Annotated in this window: 15 protein-coding genes and 1 pseudogene; 14 read left to right on the top strand and 2 right to left on the bottom strand. The window is 40.1% G+C overall.

The features are described 5' to 3' along the window. Window positions 1–137: 137 nt before the first annotated feature. From G6N06_RS14095 to G6N06_RS14040, 12 genes and pseudogenes are all read left to right on the top strand, one after another. Complete coding sequence (locus tag G6N06_RS14095; protein ID WP_163517431.1) at window positions 138–1,691, top strand: glutamate racemase; 1,554 nt, start codon at window positions 138–140, stop codon at window positions 1,689–1,691. A gap of 51 nt (window positions 1,692–1,742) precedes the next feature. After that, window positions 1,743–3,470 carry a gamma-glutamyltransferase gene (gene ggt, locus G6N06_RS14090; protein WP_163517430.1) on the top strand — a complete coding sequence of 576 codons (1,728 nt, stop codon included), beginning with the start codon at window positions 1,743–1,745 and terminating at the stop codon, window positions 3,468–3,470. A gap of 265 nt (window positions 3,471–3,735) precedes the next feature. Next, complete coding sequence (locus G6N06_RS14085) at window positions 3,736–4,614, top strand: AraC family transcriptional regulator (RefSeq protein WP_163517429.1); 879 nt, start codon at window positions 3,736–3,738, stop codon at window positions 4,612–4,614. 168 nt (window positions 4,615–4,782) lie between these two features. After that, the gene (locus G6N06_RS14080; protein WP_163517428.1) at window positions 4,783–6,102 is read left to right on the top strand and encodes an L-fuconate dehydratase; all 1,320 of its coding nucleotides are present in this window, start codon (window positions 4,783–4,785) and stop codon (window positions 6,100–6,102) included. 2 nt (window positions 6,103–6,104) lie between these two features. After that, the gene (locus tag G6N06_RS14075; RefSeq protein WP_205334777.1) at window positions 6,105–6,881 is read left to right on the top strand and encodes an SDR family NAD(P)-dependent oxidoreductase; all 777 of its coding nucleotides are present in this window, start codon (window positions 6,105–6,107) and stop codon (window positions 6,879–6,881) included. A gap of 67 nt (window positions 6,882–6,948) precedes the next feature. After that, window positions 6,949–7,800: a fumarylacetoacetate hydrolase family protein gene (locus tag G6N06_RS14070; RefSeq protein WP_163517427.1), complete on the top strand. Its 852-nt coding sequence runs from the start codon at window positions 6,949–6,951 to the stop codon at window positions 7,798–7,800. Continuing rightward, window positions 7,801–8,631, top strand: a complete 831-nt coding sequence (locus G6N06_RS14065; protein WP_163517426.1) for an amidohydrolase family protein — start codon at window positions 7,801–7,803, stop codon at window positions 8,629–8,631. A 4-nt stretch (window positions 8,632–8,635) separates the two neighbouring features. Beyond that, window positions 8,636–9,415: an L-fucose dehydrogenase gene (locus G6N06_RS14060; protein ID WP_163517425.1), complete on the top strand. Its 780-nt coding sequence runs from the start codon at window positions 8,636–8,638 to the stop codon at window positions 9,413–9,415. A gap of 2 nt (window positions 9,416–9,417) precedes the next feature. Further along, complete coding sequence (gene fucP / locus G6N06_RS14055) at window positions 9,418–10,746, top strand: L-fucose:H+ symporter permease (protein WP_163517483.1); 1,329 nt, start codon at window positions 9,418–9,420, stop codon at window positions 10,744–10,746. After that, window positions 10,733–11,075: pseudogene (locus tag G6N06_RS14050) on the top strand (L-rhamnose mutarotase). The gene fucP and the pseudogene G6N06_RS14050 overlap by 14 nt, the downstream one beginning before the upstream one ends. 4 nt (window positions 11,076–11,079) lie before the next feature. After that, the gene (locus G6N06_RS14045; RefSeq protein WP_163517424.1) at window positions 11,080–12,228 is read left to right on the top strand and encodes an alpha-hydroxy acid oxidase; all 1,149 of its coding nucleotides are present in this window, start codon (window positions 11,080–11,082) and stop codon (window positions 12,226–12,228) included. 359 nt (window positions 12,229–12,587) lie between these two features. Further along, on the top strand, window positions 12,588–14,357 hold the full coding sequence (locus G6N06_RS14040) for an aminopeptidase P family protein (RefSeq protein WP_163517423.1): 1,770 nt from the start codon (window positions 12,588–12,590) through the stop codon (window positions 14,355–14,357). Window positions 14,358–14,431: 74 nt separating this feature from the next. Here the strand turns inward: G6N06_RS14040 and G6N06_RS14035 are convergent, their stop codons facing one another. Continuing rightward, the gene (locus G6N06_RS14035) at window positions 14,432–15,394 is read right to left on the bottom strand and encodes an endonuclease/exonuclease/phosphatase family protein (RefSeq protein WP_163517422.1); all 963 of its coding nucleotides are present in this window, start codon (window positions 15,392–15,394) and stop codon (window positions 14,432–14,434) included. A 289-nt stretch (window positions 15,395–15,683) separates the two neighbouring features. Between G6N06_RS14035 and G6N06_RS14030 the strand changes: the two genes are divergently transcribed. Next, window positions 15,684–17,153, top strand: coding sequence for a sulfatase family protein (locus tag G6N06_RS14030; RefSeq protein WP_163517421.1), 1,470 nt, complete (start codon window positions 15,684–15,686; stop codon window positions 17,151–17,153). Window positions 17,154–17,224: 71 nt separating this feature from the next. Here G6N06_RS14030 and G6N06_RS14025 read toward each other — a convergent pair whose 3' ends face one another. Beyond that, the gene (locus G6N06_RS14025; RefSeq protein ID WP_163517420.1) at window positions 17,225–17,977 is read right to left on the bottom strand and encodes a DeoR/GlpR family DNA-binding transcription regulator; all 753 of its coding nucleotides are present in this window, start codon (window positions 17,975–17,977) and stop codon (window positions 17,225–17,227) included. Between the two features lie 118 nt (window positions 17,978–18,095). Here G6N06_RS14025 and G6N06_RS14020 point away from each other — a divergent pair, with 118 nt between their 5' ends. Further along, window positions 18,096–19,700 carry a glycerol-3-phosphate dehydrogenase/oxidase gene (locus G6N06_RS14020; RefSeq protein ID WP_323027446.1) on the top strand — a complete coding sequence of 535 codons (1,605 nt, stop codon included), beginning with the start codon at window positions 18,096–18,098 and terminating at the stop codon, window positions 19,698–19,700. Window positions 19,701–19,748: the final 48 nt, after the last annotated feature.

Genomic DNA, 19,748 nt, shown 5'->3' with positions numbered 1-19,748 from the left:
ATATAAATAAATAAATTTCAATATTTTAGACAAAGGACTAAATAATTTTGAACTTCTATTGGGATATATAGAAACACTTGTTAATTTTAATCCCGATTCTGAATTGATTAAGCATATCACATAAAAAATTGTATATAATGAAACACTTGAAAAATCAGTATTTGTGGGCTTTATTGGTGGTACTTGCAAGCTCTTGTAAAAATTCTGAAAAGATGGACATTGTAAAAAATGAGATTGATATTCAAAATGAGCGTGCTATCGAGAAGGCCATTTTGAATGATGAAAGTTCATTTTACCATGTCAATTTTGAAAATTATCCTGAGATGGACAAAAGCTTGCCCATCGGTGTTTTCGATTCAGGGACTGGCGGTCTGACCGTATTGGATGCGCTCGTTAATTTTGACGGTCATAACAATAAAAACCAAGAAAAAGGAGGCGATGCTCTTCCTGACTTTATCTCAGAAAAATTCATTTATTTGGCAGACCAAGCCAACATGCCGTACGGCAATTATTCCAGTGAGGATAAAACAGATTTACTGGTAGAGCATATTCTTAAGGACATGCAATTTTTGCTATCAAATAAGTATTATCGTGCGGCTAGTGATACCCAATATCAGAAAGATAAACAACCGGTAAAATCGATTGTGATTGCCTGTAATACAGCAACCGCTTATGGAAGTGAATTTATCAAGGCATTTATTGATAAAACTGGGATTGAGTTAAAGGTGATTGGTGTTATAGATGCTGGAGCCCGTGGTACATTATCTACCTTTGAAAAGGATGAAAACGGTTCGATTGGCGTCATGGCTACGGTTGGGACAATTCAGTCAAAAGGCTATGAGAACACACTTTTAAAAGTGAAGGATGAGTTGGGATATACCGGAAATATCCAAATCTTCAACCAGGGAGGCCATGGAATTGCTGAGGCAGTGGACGAAGAACCTGATTTTGTGAACAAGGATTTTAAAGAACCTCGCGATGATTATCGCGGACCTTCATTAGATGATCCAAACTTCACCATTGATAAAACCCTTATGGATATTTATAATTTTGATTTTGACCATGGGAAAATGCTTTGTGATAATCAAGATACTGACGATTGCCAAATTCTTCAAATTAACGATTCTGAAAACTATGTGCGGTATCACGTCGTGAGTTTATTGGAGAAAATTAGAACTTCAGAAAATTCGCAACCCCTAAAAGCCATTGTTTTAGGATGTACGCACTATCCTTATTTGACGGAGGAGATCAATGAGGTTTTGGCCGAATTATATAATTATAAGAAGGATGGAAAATACGTTTATCGCGACTTTATGACTGAGGATATTGCTATTGTGGATCCTGCCGTAAATGTTGCCGAAGAGTTATATGTCTATATGAAAGAAAAGAATCTTTTTAACCCTTCTGGGGATATAATGGATAGTGAATTCTTTATTAGTGTACCAAATTCTGCAAATCCAAAGGTGAAGATCGATGATAACGGTCGTTTTCCATACGACTACAAATACGGAAGAACGGAGAACGATATTCAGGAATATGTAAAAATGGTCCCATTCAGTAAAAGTAATATTTCAGAAGAAACCTTAGATCGATTTAAAAAATCAATCCCTGAAACTTATGAGCTGATCGAGACTTTCAACAAATCCAATGCTAAAACTCGGTATTTGGATCAATCCGAAAGAATTCAGTAAATAAGAACAAGTTGCCTTAAACTTCCAATTAAAAAATAACATTAAGATATTATGAAACATCATTTAAAATTATTGAGTTTAACACTCATTTCCGTGCTTTTCCTAACCTGTGGTGGAAGCAAGACGGAGTTTGAAACTTCTCCAACCTCTGGTAAAACAGCTGTCGCCAATAACGGTATGGTGGTAACCGCGCATCCTGAGGCTACCAAAGTTGGCATGGACATCCTTAAACAGGGTGGAAATGCGGTTGACGCTATGGTGGGCGTACATTTTGCCTTAGCTGTTGTCTATCCTTCTGCCGGGAATCTTGGCGGCGGCGGTTTTATGATGTATAGAAAAAACGATGGTGAACTGTTCTCTTTGGATTTTAGGGAGAAGGCTCCAGGCAATGCCTATGAAGACATGTATTTGGATGAGAATGGAGACGTGATCCCAGGAGAGAGTTTATACGGGCAAAAGGCTTCCGGTGTTCCCGGTTCAGTTGATGGCATGCTCAAAGCTCATGAAAAATTCGGCTCTTTACCACTTGCCACTTTAATTGAACCGTCCATTAAGTTGGCAAAGAAAGGGTTTCGTATTACTTCCAAACAGGCTCGTAACTACAATTATTTTAAAGACGATTTTATAAAGAATAACCGCAACCCAAAAAAAGTTACTTTAATTAAGGAAGGCCAATGGGAGGAAGGTGATTTATTGGTGCAAAAGGACTTGGCCGAAACCTTAGAGCGGATCAAGCAAAACGGAAGATCTGGGTTCTACCAAGGTAAAACCGCAGAACTTATTGTTGCAGAAATGAACGCCGGAAATGGCATCATTACCTTAGAAGATCTTGAAAACTACAATTCTGCATGGCGAACGCCTATCACAGGAAACTTTAGAGGCTATAAGGTCTACAGTATGGCGCCATCAAGCAGCGGGGGTATTGCACTGGTACAACTTCTGAAATTGTCGGAACATTTTCCATTGTCTGAGTATGGCTCAAAGACAGCAAAAACAGTTCATTTGATGACTGAAATGGAACGCCGTGTTTATGCCGATAGAGCCGAGCATTTAGGCGATTCTGATTTTTGGGATGTACCTGTTAAAGCACTCCTTGATGATGATTATATTGCTGAAAGGGTCGCGCAAATAGATCCTTCAAAAGCCACCGATAGTGGGGAGGTCCGTGCTATGGAGCTTGATAATATTGTCGAAGGTGAGGAGACTACCCATTATTCAATCGTCGATAATATGGGGAATGCCATTTCATTGACTACCACCATCAATTCGGCTTATGGGTCAAAAGTTTTTGTGGAAGGTGCGGGGTTCTTAATGAACAATGAAATGGATGATTTCAGTGCCAAACCAGGCGTGCCTAATGTCTACGGATTATTGGGAGGTGCGGCCAATTCAATTCAACCTGAAAAACGAATGCTGAGCGCCATGACGCCAACAATTATTGAAAAGGATGGGCAGTTGTTTATGGTTGTTGGAACGCCAGGAGGCTCAACCATCATCACCTCTGTTTATCAAACCATACTTAATGTTATTGATCATGGCATGACCATGAGCGAGGCAGTTTCAGAAAAAAGAGTGCATCATCAGTGGAAACCTGATTGGATCTCTATTGAAAAAGGTGCTTTTGATGACGCCGTACGTGCTGAGCTGGAGGCTATGGGCCATGTCATAAAAGAGCGAAGTTCAATTGGACGGGTGGATGCCATCTTGGTAAGACCTGATGGTTCGTTGGAAGGCGCAGCAGATCCAAGAGGCGACGATTGGGCAATGGGCATCGAATAAAATATTGGAATATTCGAATGGAAACTGTGAGTTTCCTAAAAATCTATGATTTGTCCATTCCGGCAAAAATTTAAAATTGGACTTAGTTGACGTATCATTTTAGTTTTGGTAGACCTTGGTCGATTGCTTTTTAAATGGTTACTAAGAGCAATTCCATAATATAGGCGCTTGTTTTTAGCATTTCAAAATATCCCTATGATTCTCAAGTAATACTTTTATTGCACAAAGCGTTTCAAATTAGCTAAAAAATGCTATTTTCATAGTGATGAAATTATATTTATTAGACCGTAGCCATACTGCATCTGCGATATCTGTAAGAAAAAATAGTTACGCCAATTTTCTTAAAATTTGGCACTACCATCCCGAATTGGAATTGGTGGTTGTTCTTAAAAGTAAGGGCACGCGTTTTATTGGCGATAGCATTAAGAAATTTCAGCCCAAAGATGTCGTGCTTATTGGTAAAAATTTGCCGCATATGTGGTTGAATGACCCAAAATATTTTCAGGAAGATAAAAACTTAAGGGCGGAGGCTGTGGCTATTCATTTCAAAGAGGATTTTTTGGGAAGCACATTTTTACAATTACCTGAAATAAAACCTATTGTTGCCCTTTTTAAAAAAGCGGAGCAAGGGATTCAGTTTAGGAATCTGCCAGGAGATTTACTGCAGACCATTGTAAAGTTAAATGACGAAACCGATTTTAATAAAACACATCAGTTTATTGGCATTCTCCATCAATTGGCTTTGCACGATGACTTCAATCTCTTGGCCAGTTCGGGCTATGTGGCCTCTTTAAGACTGGAGGAATCAGACCTATCGAATAAAGTCATTGCATTTATTTTTAATAACTTTAACAAGGATATTGATCTCAATACAGTCGCTGATATTGTGAAAATGAATCCATCGGCATTCAGCCGTTCGTTTAAACGTGTGCATCGGAAAACATTTTCAAAATATGTCAATGAAATTAGAATCGGTTATGCATGTAAACTACTTATTGAGAATGAATTGAATGTTGCAGCAATTGCAGACGAATCTGGATTTAACAATCTTTCAAATTTCAACCGGCAGTTTAAAATGATCAAGAATATGTCACCATCGGCCTATTTGAGAAAGCATAGTAAATATACAAAAGAGTCGATATAATGTACTCTAATGCAAAAATAGTATTAGTTGTGGTGTAATTATTAGTGGATTTAATAAAATTCATAGTATAGCTTTGGAAGATTATCAAGGAGGTTTCATGGATTGGGTAGGAGAGATTCAAATCGACCCCAATTGCAGCCGACGACCTAAAACAATACGTATCAACAAATGAAAAAACCAATTACCATAACCGAAGTCCTGACCAAAGACGTTCGTTTTCCCACAAGTGATGATTTGGACGGTTCTGATGCCATGAATCCAGATCCGGATTATTCCGCAGCCTATGTCATTTTAAAAACCAACCACCCAGAATTTGAAGGCCATGGCTTAACGTTTACCATTGGTCGCGGCAACGAATTGTGTGTCGCAGCCATTGAGTCGCTTTCACATTTGATCATTGGTAAAACCTTGGAATCATTCACTCAAAACATGGGTGATTTCTGGAAGATGATCACTGGCGATAGCCAATTGCGTTGGTTGGGTCCTGAAAAAGGAGTCATCCACTTAGCCACGGGCGCCGTTGTGAATGCCGTTTGGGATTTATATGCGAAGGTTGAAGGCAAGCCACTTTGGAAATTGATTGCCGACATGTCTCCGGAAGAATTTGTGAGATGTGTTGACTTTACTTATATCACAGACGCTATTACCCCAGAGGAAGCGCTCGAACTTCTTAAAAGTAATGAGGCCACCAAGCAAGAACGGATTGATATTTTACTAAAAGATGGCTATCCTGCCTATACAACCTCTGCAGGTTGGTTGGGTTATAGCGATGATAAAATGCGTAGATTATGCCAGGAAGCAAAAGCGGAAGGTTTTAAACACATGAAAATTAAAGTCGGATCTGATTTGCAGGATGATATGCGCAGGGCACAAATTATACGAGAGGAAATTGGAGACGATCTGCAATTGATGATGGATGCCAATCAAAAATGGGATGTGGATGAGGCGATAGAAAACATGGCCTCGTTAAAGAAATTTAATCCGTATTGGATTGAAGAGCCTACTAGTCCAGACGATATTTTAGGCCACGCCAAAATTGCAAGGGCCGTCGCACCTATAAAAGTTGCCACGGGAGAACATTGCCAAAACCGTGTCATGTTCAAACAATTGATTATGGCCGACGCTTTGCAAATATGTCAGATTGATAGCTGCCGTGTTGGTGGTGTCAATGAGATTTTAGCCATTTTATTGATGGCTGCAAAATATAAAGTTCCTGTATGTCCGCATGCTGGAGGTGTTGGTCTGTGCGAATATGTACAGCATTTATCCATGATCGATTATATTTGTATCAGTGCCACTATGGAAGATCGAATTATTGAATATGTCGATCATTTACATGAACATTTCTTTGACCCCGTAGTGATCAATAATGGTGCTTATATGCCACCACAACTTCCGGGATATAGCATCACCATGAAACCAGAATCATTAGAAACCTATAGTTTTCCAAACGGAGAAGTTTGGACTAAAAAATTACAAAAAGCATAATTATGGTATTCAGTTTAAAGGGAAAAACAGCCATCATCACCGGTGGCGGAAGCGGGATAGGAAAGGCCATTGCCACTACATTTGCAAAACAGGGCGCCCATGTTTGTGTTTTGGATTTTAATGCAGATAATGGTGCGTCGACTGTTTCAGAAATAGAAACTGAGCAGGGAACCGCAAGTTTTTACAAATGTGATGTGGCCAATCAAGAACAAATGGAGAGCATTTTTAGCGAGATTGCTAAAAACAATGCCATCGATATTTTGGTGAATAACGCTGGTATTGCCCATGTTGGAAATATTGAAAACACCAATTCTGATGACTTAGATCGTTTGTACAACGTGAACATCAAAGGGGTTTATAACGGCATGAGAGCCGCCATCCCATATTTTAAGAAGCATAAAAAAGGAGTGATCGTCAATATGGCGTCCATTGCCTCTTCAGTCGGGATTTCTGATCGATTTGCGTATTCCATGACGAAAGGCGCAGTGTTGACCATGACCTATTCGGTGGCAAAAGATTATGTTGCGGAAGGCATCCGATGCAATTGCATATCGCCAGCGCGTGTGCACACACCGTTTGTAGATGGATTTATAGCCAAGAATTATCCTGACAATCAAGCGGAAATGTTTGAGAATCTCTCAAAAACACAGCCTATCGGACGCATGGGGAAGCCTGAAGAAATTGCGAATTTAGCACTGTATTTGTGTAGTGATGAAGCGTCGTTCATAACAGGAACTGATTTCCCTATTGATGGTGGTTTTATTAAGTTGAATGGGTAATTTCCATCCTTCCCGATAGTGATTGCACCAATAAAATAAAATAATAAAAAATAAATAATAGTTTAAAATGAAACTCATAAGATTTGGGTCGGAAGGCCAAGAAAAACCAGGACTTCAATTAGAAAACAAACGTATAGACGTCAGCGCCTTTGGCGAGGATTTCGACGAAAAATTCTTCGAGTCCAATGGCTTGGAGCGTTTAAAGGACTGGTTGAAAACCAACCAAGCCAATTGTCCAACCGTTGATGATGCTGTGCGATTGGGATCACCAATAGGCAGGCCTTCCAAATTGGTTTGTGTCGGGTTAAATTATGCCCAACACGCCGCTGAAACGGGAGCTAAAGTACCATCCGAACCAGTGTTGTTCTTCAAATCAACTACGGCTATCGTGGGTCCGAATGATAATGTCATCATTCCGAAGAACAGTGTGAAAACCGATTGGGAAGTGGAATTGGCCATTGTTATTGGTAAGAAAGCTTCCTACATATCTGTAGAAGAAGCAGATGATCATATCGCAGGTTATGTCTTGCATAATGATGTGTCTGAACGTGCTTTTCAAATTGAGAAAGAAGGCCAATGGTGTAAAGGAAAAGGTTGTGACACGTTCGCACCCTTAGGACCATTTATGGCCACAAAGGATGAAGTAAAAGATGGAAACAATCTACACCTCTGGTTGGAGGTCAATGGTGAGCGTTTGCAGGATTCATCAACCTCCGATTTTATTTTCAATATCCAACATTGTGTGTCGTACATCAGCCAATTTATGACTTTATTGCCAGGCGATGTCATTTCAACGGGAACCCCTTTTGGCGTGGGATTAGGTTTTAACCCGCCACGATATTTAAAGCCTGGAGACGTCATGCGCTTAGGAATTGAAGGTTTAGGGGTACAGGAACAAACAGCAGTAGCCTACAAATAAATGCGGATAGATACACATCAACATTTTTGGAGATTTGATCCGCAAAGAGACGCATGGATTACGAACGATATGTCCGTAATCCAACGTGATTTCTTGCCTGGGGATTTGCAGCCATTATTGCAACAGCATCAATTGGATGGTTGTATCGCCGTGCAAGCGGACACTTCAGAAAAGGAAACCAAGTTCATTTTGGAGTTGGCCGATCAACATCCTTTTATTAAAGGAGTTGTGGGCTGGTTGGATTTATGTAGTGACACTATCGATGATCGTTTAGAACATTTTTCACAATATAAAAAACTAAAGGGCCTGCGACACATTGTTCAGGCAGAACCTGATGGCTTTTTGCTTCGCAAGGATTTTAAACGGGGCATAGCAGCTTTGGAAAAATACAATCTGACTTATGATATCCTTATTTTTCCGCATCAATTGGAAGAAGCCATTGAATTCGTCAAAACATTTCCGAAGCAAAAATTCATACTGGACCATGGTGCAAAACCTTATATCAAAGTCGGGAAAATAGAGCCGTGGAAAAGCCAGATGGAAACACTGGCAGGTTTTGAAAATGTGGCCTGTAAGGTTTCAGGATTAACAACAGAAGCAGATTGGAACACTTGGGACAAAACAAGTATGCAACCTTATCTTGAGGTGATTTTTAATGCCTTCGGGACCAAAAGGACACTTTTTGGCAGCGACTGGCCCGTAAGTTTATTGGCGGGGACTTATGCCGAAATAATCACTCTTGTTGAAGCTTATATTTCGAAATTTTCAGAAACCGAACAACAGCAAATTATGGGCTTGAATGCCAAAACCTGGTACCATTTAGAAGATTAAACGTATGGATTTAAAACTAAAAGATAAAGTGATTGTTGTGACCGGCGGCTCAAAAGGTATTGGTAATGGCATTTGCAAAGTATTGGTCCAAGAGGGTGCCATTCCTGTAATTATAGGTCGAAATGAGCAGGATGTTATAAAGGCGGTGAACACCATAAAAGACAACGGCGGACAGGCATTTTACGCATTGGCAGAATTAACCGATCAGGTTGCCTGTAAAAATGCAATGGATAGTGTGATCAAGGAATTTGGTCGTATTGATGGTTTGGTCAATAATGCAGGTGTTAACGATAATGTGGGTCTTGAACATGGAAATTATGACGATTTTATGAGGTCCATTCAACGCAATGTCGCCCATTATTACGCGATGGCACATCATGCCTTGCCCGAGCTCAAGAAGACTAAAGGCGCTATCGTCAATATTGGATCAAAAACTTCGGTGACTGGTCAAGGGGGCACTTCAGGTTATGCTGCTGCGAATGGTGCCAGAAATGCATTGACCCGAGAGTGGGCTGTGGAATTATTGCCCTACAGTATTCGAGTAAATGCCGTAATTGTGGCCGAATGTTACACACCATTATATAAGAAATGGTTAGATACCTTCCCAAATCCGGAAGAAAAATTAGCAAGTATTACCAAACATATTCCTTTAGGAAACCGAATGACGACTGATATCGAAATTGCAAATACCGTTGCATTTTTGTTATCTGAAGTCTCAAGCCATACCACCGGACAACTCTTGTTTGTTGATGGAGGTTACACCCATTTAGACCGCTCTTTATAATGATGAAAAACGCCATAAAACAACCACTCGTTTCTCGAAACATATTATTGCCTTTTATATTGATTACTTCCTTATTTGCACTGTGGGGAATTGCGAATGATCTTACTAACCCGATGGTTTCTGCATTTAAAAAAGTCATGCCAGAGCTTTCAAATACGCAAGCCTCGTTGGTGCAGTTTGCTTTTTATTTCGGCTACTTCTTTATGGCTTTGCCGGCAGCATTGTTTATCAGAAAATACAGTTATAAATCTGGAATCCTTGTGGGATTATCGTTGTATGCCATTGGTGCGTTTTTATTTTTTCCGGCCGCGAAGTTTGAGACTTTTAATTACTTCCTAATTTCTCTTTGGGTCATGACCTGCGGATTGGCATTTTTAGAAACCACATCAAATCCGTTGATTCTGGCATTGGGTCCCAAAGAAACCGCAACCCAACGTCTCAATTTAGCACAGGCATTTAATCCGATAGGTTCTTTAACGGGAATGATCATTGCACAGGTATTTATCATTGATGCCTTACGTTCAGTTGACTTTACAGAGGAAACATATCAAGCACTGTCTACTATAGAAAAGTCTGCTATTCGTGAAAACGATTTGAGCGTCATCAGTATACCGTATATTGCTTTGGGTATTTTGGTTTTGATTATCATGATGGCCATCATGATGGTGAAATTCCCGAAGGTGGAAGCGCATTCAAAAATTGCACTTTCTAATACCTTTAAAATCCTGGTTAAGAACAAAACTTATGTCACGGGTGTAGTGGCCCAAATGTTCTACGTAGGAGCCCAAATCATGTGCTGGACCTTCATTTTTCAATATGTAGATAATTTGAATGCCTCTTTACCAGATAACGAACAACTCACAGCAACTTGGTATAATGTAGCGGCAATGCTGCTGTTTCTTACCGGAAGATGGCTGGGAACACTCTCGATGAAACGGATTGGCCCTTCCAAATTATTGTTTATTTTTGGAATTGGTGGTGTAATGACCACTCTAATCACGGTTTTTGTTGGTGGACATTTAGGCTTGTACAGCCTGGTAGTGATCTCGCTTTTTATGAGTATTATGTTCCCAACTATTTATGGGATTGCTTTAAATAATATGGGAGATGAAGCTAAAATTGGTTCTGCCGGATTGGTGATGGCCATTGTTGGTGGTGCTTTATTGCCGGTTTTACAAGGTAGTATTTTAGATATTGGCGGACCAGGTTTTGCCGACGCAAAAATCCTGGGGTACATTCCTGAAGTGAATTTCTCTTTTATCCTACCGTTGATCTGCTTGGCAGTGGTAGCACTTTTCGGATATAAAACCATGAAGAATGAAAACACATAGACACTGTTTTGCGCTCGATTTGATAAATGATGTGGAACTTATTTCGGCCTATAAAAAACATCATAAGAACGTATGGCCAGAAATTGTTAAAAGTATCACTGATAGTGGCATTGTCAACTTGGAAATTTATTTGGTCATAAAATCGACTGTTTATGATTATGGAGGTTAACGATTCCTTTTCTTTTGAAAAGAAGGATGAAATGGATGCCAACAACCCTAAAGTTCAAGAATGGGAAACCCTCATGTGGAAATACCAACAAGCACTGCCAACGGCAAAAGACGGTGAAAAGTGGTTGTTGATGGATCAGATATACCAATTAAAAGCCTAATCACATGGAAATAACAATAAACCCGAAATATCCCTCTGTAACCGATTTACGGAACAGAGCCATGGTAAAAATGCCAAAGTTTGCTTTTGAGTATTTGGATGGCGGTTGTAATGAGGATATTAACTTGGATAAAAACCGCACCGATCTTCAGAAAGTGGAATTGATGCCACAATACTTATCCAAGTTTGATAAGTCGGATACTAGAACCGAATTGTTTGGGCACATTTACGATGCGCCTTTTGGGATTGCACCCGTCGGACTTCAGGGCCTGATGTGGCCTAATTCCCCAGAGATTTTGGCAAAGGCTGCATTTGCCCATAATATCCCTTTCATTCTGAGCACCGTTACCACATCAAGCATTGAACGGATTGCGGAGTTAACAGAAGGGAAATCATGGTTTCAACTCTATCATCCAACGGATGAAAAAATTAAACGGGATATATTAGATAGGGCTGCCAACGCCGGTACCAATGTGTTAGTGATCTTAGCCGATGTGCCCACTTTTGGATTCCGCCCGCGTGATATTCGAAACGGATTGGCCATGCCGCCTAAAATGAGCATGAAAAATATTCTTGAGATATTTACGAAACCCGATTGGGCCATTCAAACCTTAATTCATGGGAAACCAGCTTTTAAAACTATGGAGCCGTACATGCCAAAAGGATTGGATTTAGCGAAGTTGGGAGAGTTGATGGACATCACTTTTTCTGGACGTTTAAATACCGATCGCATCGCATCGATAAGAGAGCAATGGAAAGGCAAATTGGTGATTAAAGGCGTTGTGAGTGAGGAAGATGCAGAGAAAGCAATTGGCCTTGGTGTGGATGGATTAATCGTTTCCAATCACGGCGGACGTCAACTGGATGCTGGTCAATCATCGATTGTCCCGATGGCACATTTAGCCGAAAAGTTCAGAGGTCAGATAAAAATCATGGTTGACTCTGGTTTACGTGGGGGACCGGATATCGCAAGGGCCATGGCAAGTGGCGCCGAGTTTACGTTTATGGGCCGCAGTTTTATGTATGGCGTTGGCGCCCTAGGAAAAGAAGGTGGCAACCATACCATTTCTTTGATGAAAAGAGAATTCCAACAAGTTATGGAACAGATCTGTTGTGAAAAGGTGAAAGATTTGCCTCAATTTCTAGTGAAATGAAGAGTCTTATAATTTTTAGCTTGTTTCAAATCTGACCAATTGATGTTAGGGAAGGTGAGAAGATAATAAAGTATAGATTACAACTAACAGCTGCAGATACTCAAGTCAAAAGGAATTGAAATGATTTGGAATTTTGAAGCTTTTTAACTCAAAGTTTTCCTGATTCGACGTTAAATATAAACGAAATACACAAAACCCTAACCACTATTGTATCTGAGATAATAGAATTCAATCCATAAATTGAAACTGTGCCATGATTTTCATCTGTTATTTAGCAGATGGAATAGGTTTATAATGGCCTTCAATATTTCAGATTTGCCATAGTTTCCCTAACTTTGGCCTACAAAAATTTTATAGCCATGACCGCCAAAGAAAAAGTAGCCTTATTGAGAACTGAAATGAAGAAGAACGATATTGATGTCTTTATTGTGTTTTCCGCAGATCCACATATGGGCGAATATCTTCCGGCCGAGTGGCAGGAACGCACTTGGCTTACCGGATTTACCGGTTCGGCCGGATTTGTGGTCGTTACCTCAGATAAAGCAGGTCTTTGGACGGACGGACGTTATTTTACCCAAGCTCCCAAAGAATTAAAAGGATCGGGGATTGATTTGTTTAAGGATGGCATTGCAGGCACTCCTAATTATATCGATTGGATCATCTCTGAAACTCCAGAAGGCGCAACCATAGCCGTAAACGGCCTGGCAACTTCTCACGCGAATTGGGTGGATTTGAACACGAAATTGACCAAGCACAAACGCCATCTTAAAGATTTGCCTTTGTTGAATACTGTATGGACGAGGCGGCCTGTACCAAGTAAGAATCGTGTTTTTGAGCATCCCATGGCATACGCAGGACAATCGGTAACCGATAAAATTGCGGCTATTCGTGAGAAAATGAAGGCAGAAGGTGCAACGGCACATGTTATTTCAAGCTTGGATGATGTGGCGTGGACACTTAATCTGCGCGGAAGTGATGTAGAGTGTAATCCTGTCTTTATGGCTTATGTATTATTGACGCTTGAGACGTGTTATCTCTTTGTCGATGTAGATAAATTGGATGATGACGCAATCCAACTTATGAAAAAGTCGAATGTGACGTTAAAACCTTATGATGCGTTTTTCGATCACCTATCTAATTTAAAAAACACTTCAATTTTAATTGCTCCCAATAGTAACCAATCTATTTTTGAGGCAGTAAAAACTGATAACACCATCATTGAAAAACCAGTCCCTGGAAACTTAATGAAGGCGATCAAAAACGAAACAGAACAAAAAGGTTTTGAAACGGTCATGGTACGTGATGGTGTGGCGATGGTGAAATTTCTCCATTGGCTGATCCACACAGTAGGTAAAGAGGATCTCGACGAATATAGTATTGGTAAAAAGCTATATGGGTTTCGTGCTGAGCAAAAGAATTTTATTGGCAATAGCTTTGGCAGTATTGTCGGATATAAAGACAATGGCGCCATTATGCATTATTCGGCGAAATCGGAAGGAAGCGCCAAAGTCACGAATGACGGTAGTATTTTGATTGATTCTGGAGGTCAGTATTTGGAAGGCACCACAGATATTACCCGTACGTTTGCGTTGGGAACAGTATCTGATGAATTTAAGAAAGATGCCACTACGGCGCTTCAAGGTCTGATTCAGTTAACTTTGGCAAGGTTTCCTAAAGGAACCAAAGGCGTACATCTTGATGCGTTGGCGCGAATGCCATTGTGGAAGGAGGGGAAAGATTTTAATCATGGTACCGGTCATGGCGTGGGCAGTTTTTTGAATGTCCATGAAGGGCCACAAAGTATTCGTAAGGAATTGAATCCGGTGGAATTGGAGGCTGGCATGGTGATGTCCAATGAACCTGGTTATTATTTGGAAGGGAAATATGGCATCCGTCATGAGAATCTCATTTTGATCAAAACCTGGATGACCACCGAATGGAATACCTTTTACGAATTTGAGACGTTAACCTTATGTCCTTTCTTTAAAAGTATCATCGTTAAAGACATGCTTTCTCAAGAGGAGATTGACTGGATCAATAACTATCATCGCATGGTCAGTGAAAAACTCGGACCCCATTTAAACGGCGAAGTGAAAACATGGTTTGAGAGTTTGGTAACGCCCTTATAAAATAGATAACGACCTAAAACAGCAAGACTGTTCTAATCCAAGGTTTCCGTAGAGGAGAATTTATGAGCAAATGGTTACACCTTAAATTCGGCCCACAACGGATAATGGTCGGAAATCAGCCAAGACAGGCTTTGTTTGGTTAAATTTCGATTGGCCAGGGCATAAGGGACAAAGTCATAATTGCCGCCATTTATAAATTCCATGGACAATTTTGGTCCATTTCCCTGACTGTTGAACCAAGCAATCTGATCGTAGTATTTGGTGGCATTAAAAATTGACCGGGTGATATCCTCGTTCTGGAGCTGTGGAGGAATGTACAAGCCTTCGGAAAGAAAAGTCTCTTCTAATAGATCACCTCGTTCATCTATATTAAAATCGCCCAAGGCTATAAAATCCTGATGGTAGGCATTGATACTGTCAGCCCAACTATAGAGCCATTTGGCAATGCCTCTAAGTTCCTCAATTCGGCTTTGTGGACTATTCCCATAAAGAATATGTAACGTCACTAGTATAAAGGTGTGTTTGTTGGATTGAAAACTTACGGCATAAGGTGATCTGACAAATTGTTTGGATAGGGCGTGCTCTCCGATATTTTCTTCCCATTCTTCGGGAACCACCAATTCTCCTGCCAATCCTGATAAATGTACTCTTCGGGTATCAAATAAATAGGCCATGCGTTCACCATTGCCCACTTTGCCCTTATTGACATCGGTGAGGATAAAGGACCAGTTTTTACCCAATACTTTTAAAGTGTCTCGGAGCGCTCTTATATTGTCTTTGACTTCCTGAATGGCAATAACATCAAAACGACTGATGATTTCAGCAATGCACAAAACAGAATGCAAATCACGTTTTGGAGAATCCTCATTATCAGAATCCCATTTGCGCGTTAAATTTCCGAAGGCACGAATATTCCAGGTGGCAATAAGGAGATTTTTATCTAATCTTTTAGAAGGAATCTTAGAGTCCAAATCTGCTTTTAACATATTTAGATTGTCTTGAACTTCAGAAGGTGGTATGTCAGTGATGGTGATCATACACTAAATATAGTGAATTATAGGTTTTGATTTTCAATTTAGTACATAAATAATGGATTCCTGATAGTCAAAATTTGGTTGGAGTTTGGTCATTGGAATGCTATTTATTTAGGTTTATAATAACTTCAAGTCTGATGTGAAACGCTGTATTAAGGCAATTACTATATATCTTTACTACTAAATTTTATGAATATAATCTCAAACATTCTATCTTTGAACTAATACACACATCAAAAATCCACCTAGTTATGTAGTTGTGATGTCAAGCTCTATAGAGTCTCTAAAAATCATGAAAAATATTATCGGATTATTATTGCTCAGTTTTTTATTCTCTTGTAAAACTGGGGTTCAAAAGAAAGAAACCAAACCAAATATATTATTGATCGTTATTGACGATTTGGGATATGCCGATTTTTCTCCATTTGCTGATTATGACCGGAGTATTTCGACCCCAAACATTACACGCTTAGGCGAGTCAGGCACGGTTTTTACACAGGCCTATGTGACAGCACCCGTTTGCAGTCCGTCGCGAGCTGGCTTGCTTACGGGAAAGAACCAGTTCAGGTGGGATAAGCCGGCAAGCTGGGGGCCTGGACTTCCTGACAGCGTCAAAACCATCGCTGAGTATTTGAAAGAGGCGGGTTATGCTACAGCGCGCATAGGTAAAAATGATTTGGGACGAAACTTTCACAAAAATGATGTTCGTGAATACCCCTTAAAACATGGTTATGATGAGTTTTTGGGATTCAGTGCACACGCTCATGATTATTGGTTAAACTCTCAAGAAATAAAGGATAGAACCCCTGATCCTTATGGAACGAGTGCGCTTTTGGGACCATTGATGCACAATATGGGCGAAAAGAGTTATGAGGAAGGTTATCTGACCGATATTTTTACGGATGAATCGATTGACTATATCAAACAAGAAAGAGATCGACCATTCTTCCTGACCTTGTCTTATAGTGCCGTACACCATTTAATTCATGAAGTTCCAAAGAAATATTTGGACAAATATGACGTGAAGGAAATTCCTAATTACGATCCTGACAATATGGAGGCTTTTGGAAAACACAAACCAGGATCCTATTCTGCGTATTATGATAAATATTCCCGTATTGGTGCCATTCAGCATGAGGATTTAAGAAAATATTATTTAGCGAATCTGAATTGTTTGGATGATAATATCGGACGAGTATTGGATGCTTTAAAAGAGCAAGGTTTAGAGAGGGAAACGTTGATTGTGTTTATTTCAGATAACGGTGGCTCTCCGCTTACAGGTGCTAATAATAGGCCATTGACCGGTGGGAAATATTCCTTATGGGAAGGCGGTATTCGCGTACCATTGGCCATAAGTTGGCCTGGAACGATAGCTGCCGGAAAAGTACAAAACGATTACGTATCGGCACTAGATATCGTGCCAACTTTAGTGGAGATTACAGGATCAAAAATTACAGACCCTACAATTGATGGCATCAGCCTATTCAGGCCAGAACCAGACCGTTTGTTGGTTTGGAAATGGCAAAAAACTTGGGCGGTCAGAAAGGGTGATTGGAAACTGACCAATACTAATGAAAACCACTGGAAGAGTGAACCTTCTGCACAATACATCAAACCCATAAGGGACGATTTGTCACTTAAATTGTTCGATCTTTTTAAAGATCCAGGAGAGCGTATCGATTTGTCGGCTGAGCATCCTGAAAAGGTAAAAGAATTAGAGGATGCTTATAAGGCCTGGATTGAGGCGAATGTAATGAAGTAGATTCTTTGCTTAGACTATGACGATCTGTGGAAATAACCTGAGAGAATTAATTATAGATTCAATGGTATTTCTTAGGCTATGGTAACTTTAATTCCTTTTTCTTCAAATTTCTTTTTCAAACTGGCTGAAATCCCCTTGTCGGTAATCAATTCGTTAATCTGATCCAAATCGCAGATTTTAGCAAAACTCTTTTTACCAAATTTGGAAGAATCAGCCAATACAATAATTCGCTGTGCAGAGGCTAACATTTTTCTGTTGAGTTGTGCTTCTTCCAGATTGGTGGTGGATAGACCATAATCAATATCGAGTCCGTCAACTCCTAAAAACAGTTTACTACAGGAAACATTTGCCAAAATATGTTCGGCGTATGAGCCGATAACCGAGCCAGAGGAGTGACGAATATAGCCTCCAAGTTGCAGAATTTCTATACTCTTATCATGAATCAAATGCATGACAACGTAAAGTGAGGACGTGATGACCGTCAGTTTGTTTTTGGGCTTGATAAATTTGGATAAGGCCTGAACCGTAGTACCTGAAGCAATCAGGATGGAGTCATTTTCATCTATTAATTGGGCAGCGCATTCTGCAATGCCGTTTTTTTCTTCTACAGAAATTTTCTCCTTTTCGCCAATGGCCTTTTCATTGATATAGGGATTGTCCAAGGATGCTCCTCCATGGGTTCGAAACAACAAGCCCTTTTCTTCAAGCAACCTCAAATCCTTACGGATGGTAACTGCTGAAACCTGAAGTAGGTCACAGAGATCCAAGACCTCAAGATGTTTCTCCTTGGCCAATTTTTCTAATATGATTTGATGTCTTTTCATAATGCTGCATCACAAATATAAGCAAATGAAAGAGAACGAATACATGTAACTTGTTTTTAGTTTCGATATATGTAAAAAAGTTTCGTTTTGTTTCATTTAGAAAAAATAATAATTATATTTGAAACCAAATAAAAGGAATAATAATAACAATCAATACACTTTGTTCGATAGGAAATCTTTATTAAAACCCTTAGATAACAATCCAGATTGGGATGTTATTATTATTGGAGGTGGGGCAACAGGGCTGGGAGTAGCGCTGGATAGTGTCACCAGAGGTTACAAGACCCTGCTCTTGGAACAATCAGATTTTGCAAAGGGGACTTCCAGTAGAAGTACCAAATTGGTGCATGGAGGTGTACGCTATTTGGCGCAAGGCAATATTGATTTGGTCCAGGAAGCTTTGTACGAGCGTGGTCTGATGCTAAAAAACGCATCACATTTGGTCAAGAATCAATCGTTTATCATTCCTAACTATAAATGGTGGGATGCTATTGTTTACACTGTGGGATTGAAAGTCTATGATTTTCTGGCAGGAAAATTAAGTTTTGGTAAATCGATAAGAATTTCTAAAAAAGAAACCTCTCGGAGACTTTCAACCATCAAAACAGAGCATCTTAAAGGTGGAGTGGTATATCATGATGGGCAATTTGATGATGCGCGATTGGCAGTCAATATTGCTCAGACTGCAATTGAACAGGGGGCGTCACTTTTGAATCATTTTAAAGTCATCCGATTGCAAAAAGATACTGACGGAAAAGTCAGTGGTGTTACCGCAATTGACCAAGACTCACATAGGGAATATAATTTTAATGCCAAGGTAGTGATCAACGCAACTGGCGTGTTTACCGATGAGATTTTGCAAATGGATACTGCTGGCGCCAAAAACACAGTTAGGCCCAGCCAGGGTATCCATTTGGTGCTGGACGGCTCCTTTCTGCCGGGCAACGATGCTATTATGATTCCTAAAACAGCTGATGGGAGAGTGCTTTTTTTGGTGCCTTGGCATCATAGAGTGGTGGTTGGTACTACCGATACGCTGCTCGATAGCCATAGCTTGGAACCTAAACCTCTGGAAGAGGAGATTGACTTTATTTTGGAAACTGCCAACGCCTATTTGAATAAACACGTGTCCAGGGCTGATGTATTGAGCATCTTTGCAGGATTAAGACCGCTGGCTGCACCAAAAGATCCTTCAGAAAAAACCAAGGAAATTTCAAGAAGTCATAAGATAATTGTGTCATCGTCCGATTTGATTACCATTACCGGCGGCAAATGGACCACCTATAGAAGAATGGCCCAAGACACCATAAACAAGGTGATTGCGTTGGGAAAATTGCCTCGTGAGAAATGTCAAACAAAGCATCTGAGTATTCATGGAGCCGACGGTTCAGCGGATGATGACGACCACCTGTATATTTATGGCACAGATCAAAGAGCCATTGAGGAACTGATTAAGGGGTCGCCAGAGCTTGGTGAAAAGTTGCATCCCAGATTGGAATTTTTAAAGGCCGAAGTGGTTTGGGCTGTAAAAAATGAAATGGCCCTATCGGTAGAAGATGTCTTGGCAAGACGCGTGCGTATCCTATTCTTGGATGCGAAGGCTTCGCAAGACGTCGCGCCACAAGTGGCTGAGATATTAGCAGAGTATTTAGATAAGGACGAGGCTTGGAAACAATCCCAGATTGAGGAATTCACCCAATTGGCAGATCAATATATCATATAAATGGGGCCGTTCTTACTTATAAAGACCTGATTTTATTTTATTTTTAAA

The sequence above is a fragment of the Gelidibacter japonicus genome (assembly GCF_010725055.1).
Lineage (GTDB): Bacteria > Bacteroidota > Bacteroidia > Flavobacteriales > Flavobacteriaceae > Gelidibacter > Gelidibacter japonicus.
This window is presented reverse-complemented; position numbering and strand designations above follow the sequence as displayed.

Coding starts and splice junctions, on each gene's coding strand:
- G6N06_RS14025 (WP_163517420.1), bottom strand. CDS start 17,977: ATGAAAAGACATCAAATCATATTAGAAAAATTGGCCAAGGAGAAACAT.
- G6N06_RS14075 (WP_205334777.1), top strand. CDS start 6,105: ATGGTATTCAGTTTAAAGGGAAAAACAGCCATCATCACCGGTGGCGGA.
- G6N06_RS14080 (WP_163517428.1), top strand. CDS start 4,783: ATGAAAAAACCAATTACCATAACCGAAGTCCTGACCAAAGACGTTCGT.
- G6N06_RS14035 (WP_163517422.1), bottom strand. CDS start 15,394: ATGATCACCATCACTGACATACCACCTTCTGAAGTTCAAGACAATCTA.
- G6N06_RS14085 (WP_163517429.1), top strand. CDS start 3,736: ATGAAATTATATTTATTAGACCGTAGCCATACTGCATCTGCGATATCT.
- G6N06_RS14060 (WP_163517425.1), top strand. CDS start 8,636: ATGGATTTAAAACTAAAAGATAAAGTGATTGTTGTGACCGGCGGCTCA.
- G6N06_RS14065 (WP_163517426.1), top strand. CDS start 7,801: ATGCGGATAGATACACATCAACATTTTTGGAGATTTGATCCGCAAAGA.
- G6N06_RS14095 (WP_163517431.1), top strand. CDS start 138: ATGAAACACTTGAAAAATCAGTATTTGTGGGCTTTATTGGTGGTACTT.
- G6N06_RS14045 (WP_163517424.1), top strand. CDS start 11,080: ATGGAAATAACAATAAACCCGAAATATCCCTCTGTAACCGATTTACGG.
- G6N06_RS14030 (WP_163517421.1), top strand. CDS start 15,684: ATGAAAAATATTATCGGATTATTATTGCTCAGTTTTTTATTCTCTTGT.
- G6N06_RS14040 (WP_163517423.1), top strand. CDS start 12,588: ATGACCGCCAAAGAAAAAGTAGCCTTATTGAGAACTGAAATGAAGAAG.
- G6N06_RS14070 (WP_163517427.1), top strand. CDS start 6,949: ATGAAACTCATAAGATTTGGGTCGGAAGGCCAAGAAAAACCAGGACTT.
- ggt (WP_163517430.1), top strand. CDS start 1,743: ATGAAACATCATTTAAAATTATTGAGTTTAACACTCATTTCCGTGCTT.
- fucP (WP_163517483.1), top strand. CDS start 9,418: ATGAAAAACGCCATAAAACAACCACTCGTTTCTCGAAACATATTATTG.